Origin of the sequence: Vibrio sp. 5S239, assembly GCF_041439575.1 — a bacterium.
GTDB classification, from domain to species: Bacteria; Pseudomonadota; Gammaproteobacteria; order Enterobacterales; family Vibrionaceae; genus Vibrio; species Vibrio kanaloae.
The window spans coordinates 1-19071 of sequence record NZ_JBGOOM010000017.1 but is presented as its reverse complement, the minus strand read 5'-3'; the positions used below and the strand labels follow the sequence as shown (position 1 = coordinate 19071).

At 43.2% G+C, this 19071-nt stretch carries 17 protein-coding genes; 13 read left to right on the top strand and 4 right to left on the bottom strand.

Annotated features, from left to right (window positions below):
* Positions 1 to 21 precede the first annotated feature (21 nt).
* The 7 genes from ACED48_RS13695 (at position 22) to ACED48_RS13665 (ending at position 7435) form a co-directional block, all read left to right on the top strand.
* Positions 22 to 1053 (top strand): L-dopachrome tautomerase-related protein, encoded by a 1032-nt coding sequence (locus tag ACED48_RS13695; RefSeq protein ID WP_017058745.1) that lies wholly within the window; start codon positions 22 to 24, stop codon positions 1051 to 1053.
* Between the two features lie 172 nt (positions 1054 to 1225).
* Positions 1226 to 1831 carry a 2OG-Fe(II) oxygenase gene (locus ACED48_RS13690; protein ID WP_017058746.1) on the top strand — a complete coding sequence of 202 codons (606 nt, stop codon included), beginning with the start codon at positions 1226 to 1228 and terminating at the stop codon, positions 1829 to 1831.
* 272 nt (positions 1832 to 2103) lie between these two features.
* Positions 2104 to 3396 (top strand): extracellular solute-binding protein, encoded by a 1293-nt coding sequence (locus ACED48_RS13685; protein ID WP_017058747.1) that lies wholly within the window; start codon positions 2104 to 2106, stop codon positions 3394 to 3396.
* A 242-nt stretch (positions 3397 to 3638) separates the two neighbouring features.
* Positions 3639 to 4520 (top strand): ABC transporter permease subunit, encoded by an 882-nt coding sequence (locus tag ACED48_RS13680; protein WP_017058748.1) that lies wholly within the window; start codon positions 3639 to 3641, stop codon positions 4518 to 4520.
* A gap of 38 nt (positions 4521 to 4558) precedes the next feature.
* Positions 4559 to 5401 carry a sn-glycerol-3-phosphate ABC transporter permease UgpE gene (gene ugpE / locus ACED48_RS13675; RefSeq protein ID WP_017058749.1) on the top strand — a complete coding sequence of 281 codons (843 nt, stop codon included), beginning with the start codon at positions 4559 to 4561 and terminating at the stop codon, positions 5399 to 5401.
* Positions 5391 to 6659 (top strand): sn-glycerol-3-phosphate ABC transporter ATP-binding protein UgpC, encoded by a 1269-nt coding sequence (gene ugpC / locus ACED48_RS13670; RefSeq protein WP_017058750.1) that lies wholly within the window; start codon positions 5391 to 5393, stop codon positions 6657 to 6659. Before ugpE ends, ugpC begins: the two co-directional genes overlap by 11 nt.
* A gap of 56 nt (positions 6660 to 6715) precedes the next feature.
* On the top strand, positions 6716 to 7435 hold the full coding sequence (locus ACED48_RS13665; RefSeq protein WP_017058751.1) for a glycerophosphodiester phosphodiesterase family protein: 720 nt from the start codon (positions 6716 to 6718) through the stop codon (positions 7433 to 7435).
* 98 nt (positions 7436 to 7533) lie between these two features.
* On the opposite strand, the gene ACED48_RS13660 is transcribed toward ACED48_RS13665, so the two are convergent.
* Both ACED48_RS13660 and ACED48_RS13655 read right to left on the bottom strand, forming a co-directional pair.
* Entirely contained in the window at positions 7534 to 8313 is a 780-nt protein-coding gene (locus tag ACED48_RS13660; protein ID WP_017058752.1) for a murein L,D-transpeptidase family protein, read from the bottom strand.
* Positions 8314 to 8315: 2 nt separating this feature from the next.
* A complete protein-coding gene (locus ACED48_RS13655; protein ID WP_017058753.1) occupies positions 8316 to 8798 on the bottom strand; it encodes a GNAT family N-acetyltransferase in 483 nt (160 codons plus the stop codon).
* 208 nt (positions 8799 to 9006) lie between these two features.
* Between ACED48_RS13655 and ACED48_RS13650 the strand changes: the two genes are divergently transcribed.
* The 3 genes from ACED48_RS13650 (at position 9007) to grxB (ending at position 11269) form a co-directional block, all read left to right on the top strand.
* Complete coding sequence (locus tag ACED48_RS13650; RefSeq protein ID WP_017058754.1) at positions 9007 to 9987, top strand: Gfo/Idh/MocA family protein; 981 nt, start codon at positions 9007 to 9009, stop codon at positions 9985 to 9987.
* 164 nt (positions 9988 to 10151) lie between these two features.
* Positions 10152 to 10310 carry a hypothetical protein gene (locus ACED48_RS13645; protein ID WP_017058755.1) on the top strand — a complete coding sequence of 53 codons (159 nt, stop codon included), beginning with the start codon at positions 10152 to 10154 and terminating at the stop codon, positions 10308 to 10310.
* Positions 10311 to 10636: 326 nt separating this feature from the next.
* Entirely contained in the window at positions 10637 to 11269 is a 633-nt protein-coding gene (gene grxB, locus ACED48_RS13640; protein WP_017058757.1) for a glutaredoxin 2, read from the top strand.
* Positions 11270 to 11392: 123 nt separating this feature from the next.
* Here grxB and ACED48_RS13635 read toward each other — a convergent pair whose 3' ends face one another.
* Positions 11393 to 12226 (bottom strand): pyruvate, water dikinase regulatory protein, encoded by an 834-nt coding sequence (locus tag ACED48_RS13635; RefSeq protein ID WP_017058758.1) that lies wholly within the window; start codon positions 12224 to 12226, stop codon positions 11393 to 11395.
* Between the two features lie 178 nt (positions 12227 to 12404).
* Between ACED48_RS13635 and ppsA the strand changes: the two genes are divergently transcribed.
* Both ppsA and ACED48_RS13625 read left to right on the top strand, forming a co-directional pair.
* Entirely contained in the window at positions 12405 to 14777 is a 2373-nt protein-coding gene (ppsA, locus tag ACED48_RS13630) for a phosphoenolpyruvate synthase (RefSeq protein WP_017058759.1), read from the top strand.
* A gap of 222 nt (positions 14778 to 14999) precedes the next feature.
* A complete protein-coding gene (locus ACED48_RS13625) occupies positions 15000 to 16334 on the top strand; it encodes an MATE family efflux transporter (RefSeq protein WP_029627321.1) in 1335 nt (444 codons plus the stop codon).
* A gap of 92 nt (positions 16335 to 16426) precedes the next feature.
* On the opposite strand, the gene ACED48_RS13620 is transcribed toward ACED48_RS13625, so the two are convergent.
* Positions 16427 to 17281, bottom strand: a complete 855-nt coding sequence (locus ACED48_RS13620; RefSeq protein ID WP_017058761.1) for a glycerophosphodiester phosphodiesterase family protein — start codon at positions 17279 to 17281, stop codon at positions 16427 to 16429.
* Here ACED48_RS13620 and ACED48_RS13615 point away from each other — a divergent pair.
* A complete protein-coding gene (locus tag ACED48_RS13615) occupies positions 17280 to 18764 on the top strand; it encodes a sulfatase-like hydrolase/transferase (RefSeq protein ID WP_198928340.1) in 1485 nt (494 codons plus the stop codon). The genes ACED48_RS13620 and ACED48_RS13615 overlap by 2 nt on opposite strands.
* The last annotated feature ends 307 nt before the right edge of the window (positions 18765 to 19071 follow it).

Sequence of the window (19071 nt, the reverse complement as noted above, 5' to 3'; positions counted from 1 at the left end):
TCAATTACTAAGGGGAAAACAATGAAGAAAACAGTAATCAATACCGTTCTCGCGAGCGCTATTCTATCCACTTATGCGTATGCAGAAACTGAACTTACTCCAGAACAAGCTACCGTTGTTGCTACAATGACTGAACGTCCGGGCAACCCTTCCGTCACACCGGATGGACGTTTGTTATTAAGTGTTCATCCGCTTGACAACCCAACAACCAAAGTCATCGAGTTAAGCGTGGCTGGAAATCAAACGCCATATCCGACGATGAAGTATGCACAAGGTGATGATTCTCTATTTAAAGCCGTCATTGCCATTCGTACGGATGATAACGGAGTCGCGTGGATCCTAGATCTAGCAACCCATACCATAACTGGTTGGGATACTCATAAAGAGACGTTGGTCAAAACGATAAAAATACCGGCTTCCGTTTTGAAACCGACAAGCTTCCTCCAAGACTTTGCGCTAGACCAAAAAAGGCAGCGTATAATAATCGCCGATATGACTCAAAATGACCTGAAAAGTGAAGCAATTCCAGCCTTTGTAACCGTAGATCTCAAGACAGGGGAAGCTGTACGTGTGGCTGAAAATCACCCGTCGATGAAAGCCGACAGTAAAACCGGTTTTGCTTTAAACCCAATCACCATTGATCCATCTTACGAATGGGTTTATTTCGGGGCCGTCAATGGTCGCACCGTTTATCGAGTAAAAGCGAATCACTTTGACAACAACGGACAGACAGTCGCAAGCAATATAGAAAAATACGCTGATAAATCTTATTCAGATGGCATTACGGTAGACAGCGCTCAGAACGTTTATGTTACTGATATAGAAAACAATGCAATCGGTGTGTCCACCCCACAAGGATACCGAATTATTGCCACGCTATCAGACAACCAAACTTGGCCTGATGGCATGTCATTTGGCCCTGATGGTTATATTTATATAACGGTCAATCAACTTGATCGAACTGCGGCTTTAAATAACGGTACAGATACAGGGACCCGACCATTCGAAGTTGTAAAGATCAAAGCCCTCGCCACAGGATCAACGGGGCGATAATCAAACAGTAGTGAGCCGATAAATAGGCTCACTACTCACTTCTCCAATATTTTTCCTTTCTATATCCGCTGGTAAAATAAAGATATAAATCGTGACGACAAAATACGTGATTTGTTGACCTGAGTTATTAGGACTATATATGCGCCTCTAATTTATTGTCAGAGTGCTATACATGAATCAACTAATCGATGCTCTTTCTACCCATGGCTATTTTGTTTGGGATGACTTCTTAACTCACGAAGAAGTGGTGGCATTGAAGGATTGCATTCCAGAAGCCTGGAAAAAGGCTAAGATTGGCCGTAACGATGACGTAACGCAAGAATCGACTATTCGTAGTGACAAAATTCAATGGGTAAACCGCGATACAGGAGAGCCAGCCTCTCTGTTCCTAGACAAAATGGAACGAATTCGTTTAGCAGCAAACCAAGCGTTCTTTTTGGGTCTGTTCGAGTACGAAGCGCACTTTGCTAAATACGAAAAAGGCGACTTCTACCAGAAGCACTTAGACTGTTTCAAGGGCAATGAAAACCGCCGCCTGACCACTGTGTTCTATATGAATGATGAGTGGACAGAAGAAGAAGACGCAGGTGAGTTAATCATTTACGACCTAGAGAACAATCACGTCACAACCATTCCACCAAAATCCGGTCGTTTGTTAGTGTTCTTATCCGAACAGTTTCCACACGAGGTTCTAACGACAAATACCGAGCGATTCAGTATCGCAGGTTGGTTTCGTATTAACGGCGTTAAAGACAACCAGCTCGACATCGCGCACTAAAATTTTGCCTCTCTATCTTACTGAAAGCCTGTTCATCAAGAGGCTTTCAGTAATGAGCGAACCTTTATAGAGGAACGAACAAAGTCACTATCCAAACCATCATTAACCTCCCCTCTTAAATAAAATCGAAATGAATCTTTCATACCACTGAAACGATTTAGCCACGTAAGTGAAATATGCCCTGTTCAAGATAACTTCAAACGATACCCCTACCGTCTCGTTAACACTCTTGATCAAAATCTCATACGAATTTCATCCAAAAGGAAACTAAGATGAATAAGCTAATTTTAGCAGGCATTCTTTCGGCAACAGCAGCAATGCCAGCTTTCGCAACGACTCAAGTCACTTGGTGGCACGCAATGGGCGGCCAACTTGGAGAAACCGTCAATAAAATTGCGACAGACTTTAACGCATCACAAGACGATTACGAGATCACGCCAATCTACAAGGGGTCATACACTGAGACCTTAACAGCGGGCATTGCAGCATATCGAGCAGGTGAAGCACCAAATATTCTACAAGTTTTCGATGCGGGTGCAGCAACCATCATGAACGCTAAAGGCGTCGCGAAACCAGTACAAGATATTATGGTTGAGTCTGGCTACAGCTTTGATTCGAACGATTACCTAGCGGGGGTTCGTAACTTCTACGCTGATAACGAAGGCAAAATGGTCGGGATGCCTTTCAATAGCTCGACCCCGGTTCTTTACTACAACAAAGATCTTCTTTCCGAAGTCGGTGTCAATGCACCCAAAACATATGAAGAACTAGAAGTGGTGGCTAAGAAACTGAAAGCAGAAGGTCATATTGCCTTTTCTCAATCTCTAACACCATGGATCATGTTCGAAAACTTTAAGTCACGCCATAACCTACCAGTATCAGACCAGAACAACGGCTATGACGGCTTATCGACTAAAATCATGTTCAACACCAAAGACATGATGATGCACGTTAGCAAGATGAAAGAGTGGTCAGATCTAGGTTACTACAAATATTACGGTAGCGATTGGGATGCGAACCAAACCCCTTTCGAGCGCCAAGAAGTGGCAATGTGGATGGGCTCTTCAGGCTCATTCGGCGGCTTGCGTAACCGTGTACCTTTCGAACTCGGCACCACTTATCTCCCATACTGGAAATCGGTCAACCCGGATGCTGGCTTAACCTTCATTGGTGGTGCTGCTCTGTTTGCTCTCAATGGTCACAAACCGCAACAAGACAAAGGTGTCGCGGCGTTCTTTGACTATCTCACTAAGCCTGAAACTCAAGTTTACTGGCACAAAACAACTGGCTATGTACCTGTCACAACAGCCGCTTATGACTTGGCGAAAGAGTCAGGTTACTACAACGAGCAACCTGACGCCGAAGTAGGTGTTAAGCAGCTAAGCCTCAAGTCGGGTGAATGGACTAAGGGCTATCGCTTAGGTTACTACCCTCAGATTCGTGAAGTGATGCATCGCGAGTTCGATAACATCTTCGCCGACCGCTCTAGCGTCAAGGATAGCTTAGACAAAGTAGAAGATGAAAGCAGCAAGTTACTGAAACGCTTCGCTCGTACGATGAACTAATTCTGCTTTTTAACCAAAGCAGATAACTGAGCTAAAAGCTTAGCGAACCAAAGCTGTTCATTGCTCCTCACCACTTGTCACTGCGTCATTAAAAACGTAATAGCAAGGTGTGAGGAGATTCTTCACTAGCGCCATTTCTTGCTCCAAAAACTACAACTCAACTGGATGCATTCCTTTGCTATAGCGCTAGTGCTCACCGTAACTAACAGTGATAACAGTCACTAATTTTTGGGGATTACCCTGTGGAACGACGTCAGCAATTCTTTCACTCTCCGCTGCCTTACTTATTTTTAGCACCTCAGATACTCATCATTGCGGTTTTCTTTATCTACCCGGCTGCAAAGGCGGTTTACCTTTCATTTATGTTGGAAGATCCTTGGGGCACTTCCTCCATCTTCGTGTGGTTCGAAAACTACCAAATGCTATTCGAATCGAGTGAGTATCTGAGCTCAATTGGTTTCACCTTAATGTTCGCGATTGTGGTCTCTTTCTTATCGCTTGCCTTAGCGCTGCTGCTCGCCGTGAAAGCCGACAACATCATTCACGGACAAGGCGCTTACAAAGTCACGCTCACTTGGGTTTATGCGGTTGCTCCTGCAATCGCAGGCGTAATTGGTGCTTTCTTGTTTAACCCACACATTGGCGTGTTCACTGAAATATTTGCCGTGGTGGGTTGGGACTTCAGCTTCCAGACCGATCCTGTGGATGCCACGTTTGCTCTGGTTTTGGTTTCAGTATGGAAACAAGTCTCAGTAAATTTCATCTATTTTCTAGCAGGCCTTCAGTCTATCTCTTACGCGGTAAAAGAAGCAGCAATGCTAGATTGTGTCAGCGACTCGAAACGTTTCTGGAGCATTACCTTCCCATTACTGGCCCCTACAGGTTTCTTTCTGTTGGTCATCAACCTTACCTACTCCTTCTTTGAAACCTTTGGCGTGATCGACACCATGACCAATGGCGGCCCAGGCGGTGCCACAACATCACTAGTATACAAAGTGTATCGAGATGGTTTTGTTGGAGCTGATTTAGGCGGAAGTTCTGCGCAATCTGTGGTGCTGTTGTTACTGGTACTCATTCTCACATTTATCCAGTTTCGCGTTGTTGAAAAACGTGTTCATTACTAGCCCATTACGGCTAAGTTTTAACGCGACAGGAGTTATTCATGAAAAGTAATAAGATCACTGACCACCTAATTTTAATTGCTGGAATGCTGTTTATGTTGGTCCCAATCTGGCTGATATTCGCCAGTTCAACCCATAACCCAAACACCATTGTCAGCGATGGCTTACAGTGGCTACCAGGCGATAACTTTACAGCTATCTATAGCGAAGCCTGGAACAAAAGTATGGGCTTTAGTGGTCAAGTCACCGCCAGCAAAATGATCGCCAACTCGATGATCATGGGGCTAGGTTTTGCGATTGGTAAGATCATCATTTCAATGATGGCGGCATTTGCTTTAGTCTACTTCCGGCTTCCTTACGCGACAGCTTGGTTTTGGTTGATCTTCGTAACCCTGCTACTGCCACTAGAGGTTCGTATTATCCCATCTTATGAGGTTGTCGCTGGGCTTGGGCTGCTCAATAGCTATACCGGTTTGATTCTGCCTTTGATAGCCTCTGCCACTGCAACATTCTTTTTCAGGCAGTTCTTCAAAACCATCCCCGACGAACTGCTCGAAGCCGCTCAGTTAGATAACGCAGGCCCATTTCGGTTCTTTGTCGATATCTTACTGCCGCTGTCTAAAACCATGATCGCCGCGATCTTCATCATCATGTTTGTGGTGGGTTGGAACCAGTACTTGTGGCCGATCATGATGACTACCGATGAAGGTTACAACACCATCGTGATGGGTATTAAACAAGTACTCAATAACATCAATGAAACCAGTTTACCGCGCTACGACTATGTATTCGCCATGGTAATTTTAGCCATGTTGCCACCTGTTTTAGTGGTAGTTGTATTTCAACGTTGGTTTGTAAAAGGGCTAGTAGAAAGTGAAAAATAATAACAAAAAGATTCTAATCAAAGACAATCGCATTCAATCACTCGATGAGTACAAGACATCTCACCAAAAAACGGAGGGCACTTCGATGTCAATTCATAATCAAGCGGGCAAAGGACATAAGCACAATCAACCAGTCATGTTAGGTCTTAAGAATTTGGTAAAGACCTACGAAAATGGTCACCGCGCTGTCAAAGATGTGTCGCTTGATATCGATAAAGGTGAGTTCCTTGTATTGGTTGGCCCTTCTGGTTGTGGAAAATCTTCTATCCTACGTTCTATTGCTGGCCTGGAAAGCATCTCTGGTGGTGAAATTCACTTGGGTGGTCGCCGTGTTGATAACGAAAAGCCAGCTCAACGTGATATCGCAATGGTCTTTCAGAACTATGCGCTCTACCCACACATGACGGTGTATAAGAACCTCGCTTATGGCTTAAAGAACCGAGGTGTCAGTCAGCACCTTATTGAAGATAAAATAGAGAAAGTCGCCAAAACGCTGAAAATCGAAGAATACCTAAACCGTAAACCCGCCAAGCTATCCGGAGGTCAACGCCAACGTGTTGCAATGGGACGAGCGATCGTCCGCGACCCACAACTGTTCTTATTTGATGAGCCTCTGTCCAACCTAGATGCATCGCTGCGTGCACACATGAGGTTAGAAATTAAAAAGCTACAGCGCGAACTCGGTGTCACCAGTGTTTACGTGACTCATGACCAAGTTGAAGCAATGACTTTGGCAGATAGAATAGTGGTTCTCAACAAAGGTCAGATTGAACAAGTCGGTACGCCAAGAGAAGTCTACCACCAGCCTGCTAGTGCCTTTGTGGCAAGCTTCATTGGTAGCCCTGCGATGAACTTTTTATCAGCCACAATCGACGACGGTTATCTTGAAGTCGGCGATCAACAGATGTATTTACCCGAGTACGCCCACGTAAAAAATACAGCCATCACGCTTGGTATTCGCCCAGAGCACTCTGAAGTTTGCGCAGACTTAGTCATGAACACGCTGCCGCTTGAATTACGCATCAGCGTGGTTGAGCCTTTAGGGCCAAATCAATTGGTTCATGGCCTTGTCAACGAACAACCATTTATTGCAGTAACACCCGAAATGACCCTATGCCAAGCGGTACCGCTCGGGTTGAGTATTGATAAATCCAACCTGCACATTTTTGACAGTCATGGCAAACGCATTCACCCGAATAACTTCACATCACAAGAGCCACACGAAGATGCGACAAGCTTAACGACGGCTCTAGCGTAATCGAGTACACTGATATTTAATGCGTTTTTGCGGTGTGTCTTTAAGAAGGATTAATTATGTCGTCTATCATCGTAGGTCATCGTGGGGTAGCAGGTACTCACCCAGAAAATACCAAAGCAAGCATTGAGCAAGCTGCTAAGCTCGGTTTGAAATGGATTGAAGTAGATATCCAGCCAACACAGGATGATCAACTTGTGGTTTGCCATGATCACACTCTGGATCGCTGTAGCGATGGCAAAGGTCGTGTTGATGAACACACCCTTGCAGAACTGCGTCAACTCGATTTTGGCAGTTGGAAATCTGAACAGTTCGCGGGAGAAAAAATACTGACATTGGAAGAGTTACTCGCACTTGTTGAGCAACATAGTCTTAGCGTCAATCTAGAAATTAAAGTCGACAGCCGACACCAGGCGCCTCATGTAGTTGATCTATTGCACGATGAGTTAATTCGCTCAAACCTAGACACCGATAAGGTCTTGCTATCTAGCTTCAGCCACCAAGTTATAACGGAGATAGCTCGTCACTTACCGAGATACCGAGTTGGAGTGATCACAGAGCAACTGACTCAAGCTGACTTGATGCTGATTGATGAGGTCAAAGCGTTCAGCTGTCACATGAATTATAAGCACGTTGATCAGAGCGATCTCGATACACTCAACGAAGCATACGTTCAAATCTGGTGCTACACCGTAAACGATCCGTCTAGCTTCAAATTTCTCTCAAACGTGGACGCGGTATTTACTGATTTTCCTAATGAATTCAGCTCTATTAATTGATAATACGAGCACTGGAAAATAGAACGGAGAGTTAAAAATTAACCGTTAGAAATCTCAAAATTCGATAACAAACAAAAGCGAGTATGGGCAGCTATCAACTACCATTCAATATGGATAGGGGTGCCCATTTTTACGAGTTGGATGAACTCATCCATATCTTGATTGGTTAATGCAATACAACCATCCGTCCAATCAAAGCTTTGAATAAAACTCGGTGAACGACGCTCTCCATTTTTGATGCCGTGGATTTTGATGTTACCTCCAGGGTCCACGTCATTTTGCTCTGCCCATTGCATATCCGAAGGTTGCGGATAATTAATATGTACTGATCGATAAAAATCCGACTCTTCCATCACATAATCGAGCTGGTATTGCCCTTCTGGCGTTCGGTTGTCCCCTTCAAAGCGCTTATGTCCTTTCGGTTGTTTACCCAGCGCAATACGAAATTCCTGTATTACTTCTTCCCCTGTTAATAAATACATTCGACGCTTCGATTTATCGACCTTAACCAGAGTTACTGCCGGTAACTTCGGTTCTAATTCAGAAATGGTATCTGGCTTAAGGTAAACCCGCCGAGATGATCGTTGAGAGAGTTGGGCAATTTGTTGGCTAGAGTCCCCTTCAGCAGAATTATTTTTAAGAGTACCACCAGTAAGAACAGTGACATGCTTTGGATTTGTGGTTACTGATGAAGTAGTCGCACGATTAGATGGAGCAGACTCAAACACCATAGTTTCAATCGCTATCGCATCTGAAGCTATCTTTTCTACGACCAGTTTTTTGCCGTAAACAGACTCTTCCAACATTGATTCCGATGCAGCATATAGAGCGTGAGTCGACAACATTAAGTAAACAAATAAAAACCAAAGCAAGCGCACCCTTAAATCTCCTCAAAACGCATAGACATGGTTCGTGACTGAGTTTCCATCCCTAGCGACTCATAGAACCTTTGAGCTTGCTGGTTGAACTCCATCACTTCCAGTCGAAGCTCAATCGCGCCCCTAGATTGAGCCCAGTGATTAAATGACCTCATCAAAGATCGACCAACACCTTGATTCTGGATCTGTTCATTAACCACAATTGTGCTCACTCTCGCCACTTTATGCGGCTGAATAAAACTTACCCCTTTGTTCTGCGTCACTTTACCTGCTAAAAAGCCAACCACTTGTTGCTCATGAACCGCAACCAAGAAAGTCCCTAAAGGGTCGATCATCATGCCTAACCAGTACTCCTCACTGTCGGCGAAACCCTGTGAAGGTGGCGCAAATACCATAGGAGCGCCAAGATGATGTTGACGGTTTATCTGATCAGAGAGCTCTAAGATTGAGCGTATATCAGCGACTTTGGCAGTACGGATTTGCATATCATTACCTTATTTTCTTTCAATGAAACCTTAGCAAAAAAGGCTTAGTTGTGCACTGTTATACCGGCTGCCTCAGGGGCCCTATCACTATCATTGACAGATACTAGGCTGTAATTTCAGGGGAATTGTTCCGCAAATCAGGGGAACATTTATAGTCGTTGAGTGCTACTATCGTTACAGAATTAATACGCTAACTATGGATACCTATATGATAAAGTTCGCTGTAATTGGCACCAATTGGATTACACAAAAGTTTGTTCAAGCTGCCCATGACACACAATCAATGCAACTTGGTGCGGTATATTCACGTAACCTAGACAGCGCCGCGCAATTTGCGCAAGAGTTTAACGTTAAAACAAACTACGATTCACTCGATGCGCTAGCGAATGATAGCACTATCGAAGCCGTGTACATCGCTTCACCTAACTCATTACATTGCGAGCAATCAATATTGATGATGGAGCATGGCAAGCATGTTATCTGTGAAAAGCCTGTTGCGTCTAATATTGATGAAGCGACTCGAATGTTTAAAATAGCCAAACAAAATGGTGTGGTGTTATTTGAAGCGTACAAATCTCAATTTCTTCCGAACTTTAAACAAGTTCAATTGGGGTTAGAAAAGATCGGCAAAGTGCATAAAGCACACATCAATTACTGCCAATATTCCTCGCGCTATCAAAAATATCTAAATGGAGAGAAGCCAAATACTTTCAACCCCGCTTTCTCTAACGGCTCGTTGGTCGACATCGGTTTTTATTGTGTAGCTGCGACAGTCGCGCTATTTGGCAAACCTGAAAATGCGCAGGCTTCTGCAAAGCTACTTGATTCAGGCGTTGATGCGCATGGCTGTGCGATCTTCCAATACCCAGAATTTGACGTAACCCTTGCGCACTCCAAAGTGAGCGACTCCTATGCGCCAAGTGAGATCCAAGGAGAGCTTGGAGCAATCATCATTGATCATATCGCCGAATGTACCGATGTTAAGATCCACTACCGTGATGGCAGTATTGAGAACCTCACCCAAGTACAGAGCGAAAACTCGATGAGTTACGAAGCACAAGCCTTTGCAGACTGCATTGGTGGCGATCAAACTACAGAATCTCAAGCAGAACAACGCGCTTTAACCGTTGCTCAGTTAATTACAGAGATGCGTCAGCAAGTTGGTGTCGTTTACCCTGCTGACAAATAGAGCTACCCAGCACGTTAAAATACTGATTTTGAAGACATACTAATTTATGCATAACCAAATTTAATCTTTACGACAAAGAACCGGATTAGTTGATTTAGGTTCGATCTGTTTAAATTCGCGTTCGATATCCATCGTATTTATTTAGTTTGTTGAAGGTGTGTAAAATGTTTTCAGTTGATGATCGCGTTATGGCAACAAAAGGGGTTGATCTTGGTGAAATGGTAGTAACGGGCCTAAGTGCTGGCGGTTTCTACGTTCACGTTACAACGGTAGAAGGCGCAATGCCGCTGACTTACCCAATGCAAGACCTTAAAAAAGCATAGTTTGATTACTCCGCTCATTTAGCAGCCACTCTGCTAAAGATAACAGAATTAAGGCTTTGGCTACTCCTCTTTGTTAGGACGATCAGCCAGAGCCTTTTTTATATCAGCTATTCTCCCCCAGCTCTCTCCGTTGGCTTCCCCATCACAATAAATGCCCTTACCAGTGGCTAATACCACCAACAAAAAACCATTAAAATAAATCACTTAACTTACAACTTGCCTATTTTCAGTTGATATTGGTCATTAGAGAAAGCTTATTTTTAGCAAAAGCTTCTGGTATATTAGCAACATCTTATACTGATAATAACCATGAACTGAGGGAAGCTATGAAGCTTTACATCTACGACCACTGCCCTTTCTGCGCAAGAGTTGCCTACATTGCCCAATCTCTAAGCTTGAATATCGAACTTATTTCTGTCGATTATGATGACGCCCAAACCCTTATCGACCTTATTGGTAAAAAGATGGTACCAGTATTACAGAAAGACGATGGCTCTATCATGGCTGAAAGCTTAGACATCATCGCTTACTTCATGGATTTGAAATCAAGCAACGAACAACGTGAACCGTCAGAGCAGGCTACACTCTTTCAAAACCGTTCGTTCCCTCTCACTCAGCAAATCGGACGCCCACGTTGGTGGAATCTCGATTTGGCTGAATATCGCTCTGTGGGAAGCAAACAAGCTTGGCGTGCAAGTAAAGAGACAGAAGGTTTTAACTTTGAAGAACTCTTAGAAAACACACCGCAATACATCCAACAAATCAACCCATTGCTAAAAGATGCTGAGCTTTTACTGGACTTAGAAAATGGCGAGTCATCACTGCCTATCATTGATCAAGCACTCTATTTCTCGATGCTACGTGGCTTCTGTGTTGAGTCAAGCATCACATGGCCACCAGCACTTGAGCATTGGCTCGAAAAACAGAGCAAAACGCTCAGCATTAAGCTTCTTCGATAATTTGTTAGTTCGATAAGTCATCAACAGCTAACCTAAACGGAAAATCGAAGCGCCTCGACCTATCATCGCTAGCTTCGATTTTATGCTACTCCTCAACTTTCTTTTGTTCCTCAACTCTCTTCACTACAACAAACGTCTTCTCAAACCAGTACGCTCCAAAATTCGTGTCGAAATCTCTTCAACCGATAGTGAAGACGTATTGATGTAAGGTATCGCTTCTCGGCGAAACATCGACTCTACCGTTTGCAATTCATACAAGCATTGCGAGTCACTCGCGTATTCACTGCCCGCTAAACGGCTCTCACGAATCTCCGTCAGCCTTTCTGCATCGATGGTTAAACCAAACAGCTTGTGTCGGTAGATCTCAAATTCAGGCAACAGCTTCAAGCGCGCTAAATCGTCGTGGATGAATGGGTAGTTTGCGACACGCAAACCAAACTGCATTGCCATATACAAGCTTGTCGGTGTCTTACCGCTTCGAGACACACCCAATAGGATGATATCCGCCTCTTCGAGCCCTTTAAGCGTAATGCCATCATCATGAGCCAGCGTGTATTCAATCGCAGCAATACGGTCGAAGTACTTCACTGAATCTTTATTAACACTACGTGAACGCTGCAACTTAGGCACCGGGGCCATCTGGGTATCGTCTTGCACTTTCTGCACAATACTCTCTAGCACGTCATAGCAGTGCGCTGGTGCCTCCAAAAGCTGCTGCTTAATTTGCGGAATCACAATCGAAAAAAAGACCAGAGGCTGGTTACCAGTCTCACGATACGAAATTTCAATCTCTTTTAATAAATCAGAAAGTTTGTCTTCACTTTCAACAAACGGGAAGGTTTTTTCGTTAGCTTCGAACGGGAATTGACCTAGAACAACATGCCCTAAAGTCTCACATGTTATGGCCGTTCCATCAGAAACATAGAATACATCACGACTTTGGATATCAATTTGCATTTTTTATTTAATGTTTAAAATTATTTTGAGTAGGATAGACACCATAATATATATAACGAAACCCTGCTGACTATTACGTCCCCCACAGCTTTGAAAAATACTTAACATTTTTTTTAGCCTTTGCGTAATCGTTTGCTTTTAAATCCCTACAATGCTTGCTATGTTTCTGGAGAAATAAATGCAAAATAATACCCTATGGTTCAATGGCCTATCCATGGAAGATGTCGACAAAGTCGGCGGTAAGAACGCCTCACTGGGCGAGATGGTTTCTAATCTGTCCAATGCTGGTGTTTCTGTACCTAATGGTTTTGCTACCACTTCGTATGCGTTTAACGACTTTCTTGATTACAAAGGTCTTGATGAGCGCATTCACCAACTACTTGATGAACTTGATGTTGAAGACGTTGACGCCCTGCGTAAGACAGGTGCAACGATTCGACAATGGGTTCTAGAGGCCCCCTTCCCAGAATCACTAGAGCAAGACATCCGTGATAACTACCGTGAACTAATTGAAGGCAACGAAGAATTGTCTGTAGCGGTTCGTTCATCTGCAACCGCAGAAGACCTTCCAGATGCTTCTTTCGCAGGCCAGCAAGAAACCTTCCTTAATGTGAAAGGTGTCGACGCTGTACTAGAAGCAACCAAGCACGTTTACGCTTCATTATTTAATGACCGCGCTATCTCATATCGTGTACACCAAGGTTTTGATCATCGTGGCATTTCATTGTCTGCGGGTATCCAACGTATGGTTCGCTCAGACAAAGCCTCTTCAGGTGTCATGTTCACGCTTGATACTGAGTCTGGATTCGACCAAGTGGTATTCATCACCTCTTCTTGGGGTCTAGGTGAAATGGTTGTACAAGGCGCAGTAAACCCAGATGAGTTCTACGTTCACAAGCCAATGCTAGAAGCGGGTCACTACCCAGTTGTTAAAAAGACATTTGGTTCTAAGTTGATCAAGATGATCTACTCAACCAATCAAGAGATTGGCAAGCAAGTTGATATCATCGACACAGATACTCAAGAGCGTAGCGAGTTCTCACTGAACGATGAAGAGATCCAAGAGCTAGCGAAACAAGCGATGATCATCGAGAAGCACTACCAACGCCCAATGGACATTGAGTGGGCAAAAGATGGCATCGACGGCAAGCTTTACATTGTTCAAGCTCGCCCAGAGACTGTATGTTCTCAAAGCGACCAAAACGTTATCGAACGTTACGAGCTAAACAACAAGGCGGATGTCTTGGTTGAAGGCCGTGCTATCGGTCAACGTATCGGCTCAGGCCCAGTTCGTTTGGTTGATTCACTAGACCAAATGTCACTGGTTCAAGAAGGCGACGTCTTGGTAACAGACATGACAGACCCTGATTGGGAACCTGTAATGAAGAAAGCGTCAGCGATTGTGACTAACCGTGGTGGCCGTACTTGTCACGCCGCGATCATCGCTCGTGAACTCGGCATTCCAGCAATCGTTGGTTGTGGTACAGCGACAAGCAACCTGAATGATGGCGACACCGTGACAGTGTCATGTTCTGAAGGCGAAACCGGTTATGTGTACCAAGGTGAGCTCGACTTCGAGATCAAACGTTCTGAGGTTGATGAGCTACCAATGCTGCCAACTAAAGTCATGATGAACGTGGGTAACCCAGATCGCGCATTCGACTTCGCGCAAATTCCAAACGAAGGGGTTGGCCTTGCTCGTTTAGAGTTCATCATCAACAAGATGATTGGTATTCACCCGAAAGCCCTATTAAACTTCGATGCACAAACTGACGAGCTAAAAGCGGAAATCAGTGAACGTATTCGCGGATACAAAGATCCAATCGATTTCTACGTAAGTAAGCTGACAGAAGGCATCGCGACTATCGCGTCTGCATTCTGGCCTAAGCGTGTGATCGTACGTATGTCTGACTTTAAGTCGAACGAGTACAGTAACCTAGTAGGCGGCAAAGAGTTCGAACCACATGAAGAGAACCCAATGCTTGGCTTCCGTGGCGCTTCTCGTTACATCTCACCAGTATTCGAAGATTGTTTCGAGCTAGAAACTCAAGCGATCAAACGTGTTCGCGACGAGATGGGTCTTAAGAACGTTGAAATCATGATTCCATTCGTTCGCACTCCAAGCGAAGCGGCCTCGGTTATCGACATTCTGGCTAAATTCGATCTTCGCCGTGGCGACCAAGGTCTCAAAGTCATCATGATGTGTGAGCTGCCATCAAATGCAATCTTGGCAGAAGAATTCTTGAAGTACTTCGATGGGTTCTCTATTGGTTCAAACGATATGACACAGCTGACACTTGGTCTGGACCGAGATTCAGGTGACGTTGCACACCTATTCGATGAGCGTAACCCAGCCGTGAAAGCAATGCTGAAAATGGCGATCGACGCAGCAACCAAAGCCGGCAAATACGTGGGTATTTGTGGCCAAGGTCCGTCTGACCATGACGACCTAGCTGAGTGGCTAATGGCTCAAGGCATTAGCTCAGTTTCGTTAAACCCGGATACGGTTATCGATACATGGTTGAAGCTAGGTAACGTTACGAATAAGTAACACTTAGCCTAATAATCAGAGTCAACAAAGCCAGTCATCGCGACTGGCTTTTTTTCCCCTCAACGCTAGTCACATCGAGCAGTATTCTCTGACGAAGCTGAATATGTATAGATCTGGTAACATTTATTGGTATCGAACTGACCTTACGCTATCCTTGAGGCAAATCTACATTGAGGGGTTTGTCACTGTGACAAGCCTTGCTTCAAGACTAATAAGAGTGTTATGAATTCAACAATTACAACCCCTTCGCCTTCTCTTAGCCGACAACTCTATACAATGACATGGCCAATGCTGTTTGGAGTGCTCTCACTAATGAGCTTCCAGCTTGTAGACAGTGCTTTCATTGGTCAATTGGGGGTTCTGCCGCTCGCAGTTCAAGGTTTCACGCTTCCAATACAGATGATCATCATTGGTATTCAGGTCGGATTAGGCATCGCAACAACGGCAGTCATTGCGAGAGCCATTGGTGCCAACGAAACACGCTATGCCAAACAACTTGGTGGATTAGTCATTGTAATGGGGAGCGTGAGTGTCGCGCTTTTTTCGTTCATCATCTACCTGCTTCGTGGGCCAATTTTACAGCTTCTCGATGCGCCGCCAACGGTATTACCAATCATTGATTCTTACTGGATCTATTGGTTAGTCAGCTCTTGGACTGGCGCACTACTCTACTTCTTTTACAGTGTCTGTCGTGCTAATGGCAACACTATGCTGCCTGGCTCAATGATGATCGCGACCAGTATCATCAACTTAGTATTGGACCCGATTTTCATCTTTACGCTCGACATGGGCATCAACGGTGCAGCAATTGCGACCATTTTGGCGTTCGGCGCAGGCATCTTTATCGTGGCTCCTAAAGTGACCAAGAAGCATTGGATGACGTTCGACTGGCACGATCTCGACATCGGCAAGAGTGTTCGCTCCATCGGTAATATCATGGGCCCTGCGATGATCAGCCAACTGCTACCGCCAGTCTCTTCTATGTTGGCGACTAAACTGCTTGCTGGCTATGGCACCGCAGCTGTGGCGGCTTGGGCGTTAGGATCTCGTTTTGAGTTCTTCTCAATTGTGGCTGTGCTAGCATTGACGATGTCGATGCCGCCAATGGTTGGCCGTATGTTGGGAGAAAAGAGCCTAGAGAACATACGTAAACTCGTGAAGATTGCCGTCACCTTCGTGTTAGGTTTTCAGTTGGTGGTTGCGCTAGTGACTTGGTTGTTCTCTGGCGGGCTAGCGAGCCTAATGACCAGTGACAATGAGGTCTCAACGATTTTGAATTATCACTTACTGATCGTTCCTATCAGCTTAGGGCCACTGGGTATCTGTATGTTGATGGTTTCGATTTCTAACGCTTTAGGCAAGTCTTACACCGCATTAACGATTTCAGCACTGCGTCTGTTTGCTTTCTTCTTACCTTGCTTATGGGTTGGTTCGCAGCTTGCTGGCATTGAAGGCCTATTCTGGGGCGCCATGGTAGGCAATGTACTTGCCGGCACCTGTGCATGGTTTATGTATCAGCGAGCGCTTGGGCAAGTCGAAGCTAAGCTAGCCAAATAGGTAATTCGGGAGCCCATCAACCAAGAAACCTCCAAAGAACATTAATTAGATAGCAGAGCGATTACGCTCTGCTTTTTGGATAAGCTACAATCTTATAGCTCAACTGATGGCATAACAAAGTCGACATATAACGCAAAATTTCCGATTCCAGAAGCTTTAATACCATCCAAGTCTAAATCATTTGTCGAATAGATCATGGAAGAAACCCCCATGTTGCTTAGTTCTATCGCCTTCTTATACTCACTCCCAAGCGAGTCAAGGTTATCACCCCGATACGTCACAGCCTTAATTTTATTTAAATCAATCCACTCAAGAATAAATGGTGTATTTAGATCTATATTTAATGCGACATTATTAAAACCTAACTCTATTGCTTCATTATATTTATCTATACTGAATACTTCGATAATAGATTTATCTTTATCTATTATATATTTTGAAAGCAAGGCAAGATTTTTTATTTTATCCGTGACTAACACCACGTCATTTTCATCTAGAATATCAATAGCTGTAGATATATTTAATGTTTTATATTTATCATAAATTGTCTTTGATTCAAACTCTTTATAGCTAATAGACCCAGTATTATTAGAATTTGTCATTTCGTGAAAAGACTTCCAATCATGAACAGCAACAATCCTTCCATCCGATGAGATAAGTAGATCTAACTCTATCATCTTGAAACCATGTTCAATTGATTGCTCCATCGCTTCTAACGAGTTTGTATATTTTAATCCATTGATTCCCCCACCGGCATGTGCGATCAAACCACCAGAATTAACGATAATTTCAGAGATATTATTATGTTCATTTGGGTATGCCTTTACATTGCCTCTCCATACATCAATGACTACACTCATCGAAGGGCCGATAACAAAAGCTACCCAAAAACATATGAGAACTAGACAAAATATTGATATTAAGACTCTGATTCCTTTAAGTATCATGACATTTTACCTGTTGAGAACTGGGGCTGGTGATAATGTGTGGTTTACCCTGTCAATATTGAGTTTAAACATGTTATTTATAGCAACTATAATAGCATTTGTCGGTAATAGATTTGTATTTCTTCTTCTCACGGTAATAATGACTTTTGATTTCTACTTAAGATTAAACTCTCTAAGCTTAGACTTAGGTGTCTTAGGGTCGGTTTTAGAGTCTAATCGAGGTGAAGTTCTTGAACATATAAAAAGCATTAGTGCCGTAACATATTTAAAGATAATTGTATTTTTCATTCTGGTCTTTCTATCATTTCACATTACATTAGGAAAGGTTGGTAAGTCATTTTCATTAATTATGTTGATATTATTTTCCAGTATATTAATCACCAAATTTTATAGCTTACATGATAATAAAAAGACGACATATCTCAATGAAGAATACTTAAAAACAATCCATCATGAAGTGTGGTTTAGTTTTTTAGGGCTAATTACAGTTATTAAACCTATTTCTTTATATTATGAACTGTCTCTTCTCGAAGGGGGAAAATCAGTAATCTCTTCAAAATGGGAGAATGTTCATACAAATAAGGTATTAAAGGATATTTACATCGTAAATATTGGTGAATCTGTTATTAAAAATTACTACCCATCGTATAACGAAGAGAATGGAAAGATAAAAGGAGCAGCCGTATTTAATGGTGTTATTTCCCCATCCGTTGTTACATATTTCTCAGTCCCTCGAATATTATCAAAGAGCCTAGATGTAAACAGGCATGATAAAAACTTAAATGTGATAGATCTTGCTAATGATGCTGGAATGAAAACTTATTGGATCTCAAATCAAGCTAAGATCGGGCAGTACGAGACACAGGTATCCGCAATCGCGAGTAGGGCACATTACCAATATTATAAGAATACGTCTTATGATAAAGCCGAACCCGATAACATTATCCTTCCAGAAGTTATCAAGGCGATTCGTGAAGAAACTAAAAGGCCAAAAGTGATTTTCATCCACACCATGGGGTCACATTATGATTTTTGTAAAAGATTTGATGAAGAAATTTCACTAAAATCCTCCGATAACAAGTATCTAGCATGCTATTCAAAATCAGTGGCTTATGGCGTGGCTTTTATAGAGAAGCTTAGAGACCTACTCACGCTGCATGATAAAACATATAAAATCATTTATTTTTCTGACCATGGCCTAACATCTGTAAACGTTCCACCGTATCTGATTCACGGAACTGGCTCACATTTTTCAAGGCAGGCAGTAGAAGTACCTTTCATAGCAATGAGTAATGATCCACAAGAAACGAAAATACATTCGGTTAAATATAACCTAAGAGACTTTTCAGACACATTTGCACAATGGGTAGGAATATCTTCAGAACAGACAGAGCAAAACAAAAGTATCTTCAATACCGAGTACATAGGAAAGGAGTATGACTCAGTGTTAACGAGTGAGTTCAAGGTAAGAAAAATCGACTAAACGAACAACTGGTACAGAAGGTTCTGAACACCATAAAGTTACTTAGTAAGTAACCTTCTACACACATCAAATTACCTCTTATTTAGCACTATGTGAGCGAGTATCAGCTCTATGTTACTGATTCAACGCATCCTAGTAACCTTGTTAGCAAACAGCCTAATAAGGTGATTTAGAAAACTCTGACAGTATCCGCAAGTGAATTAAGTGCGTGTGTAAATATTTGGATGATACATAATGATTTGAAACAGATAAGAAAAAAGCCCGCTGATTTCTCAGCGGGCTTTTTAATGGTGGTGGAGGGATAGGG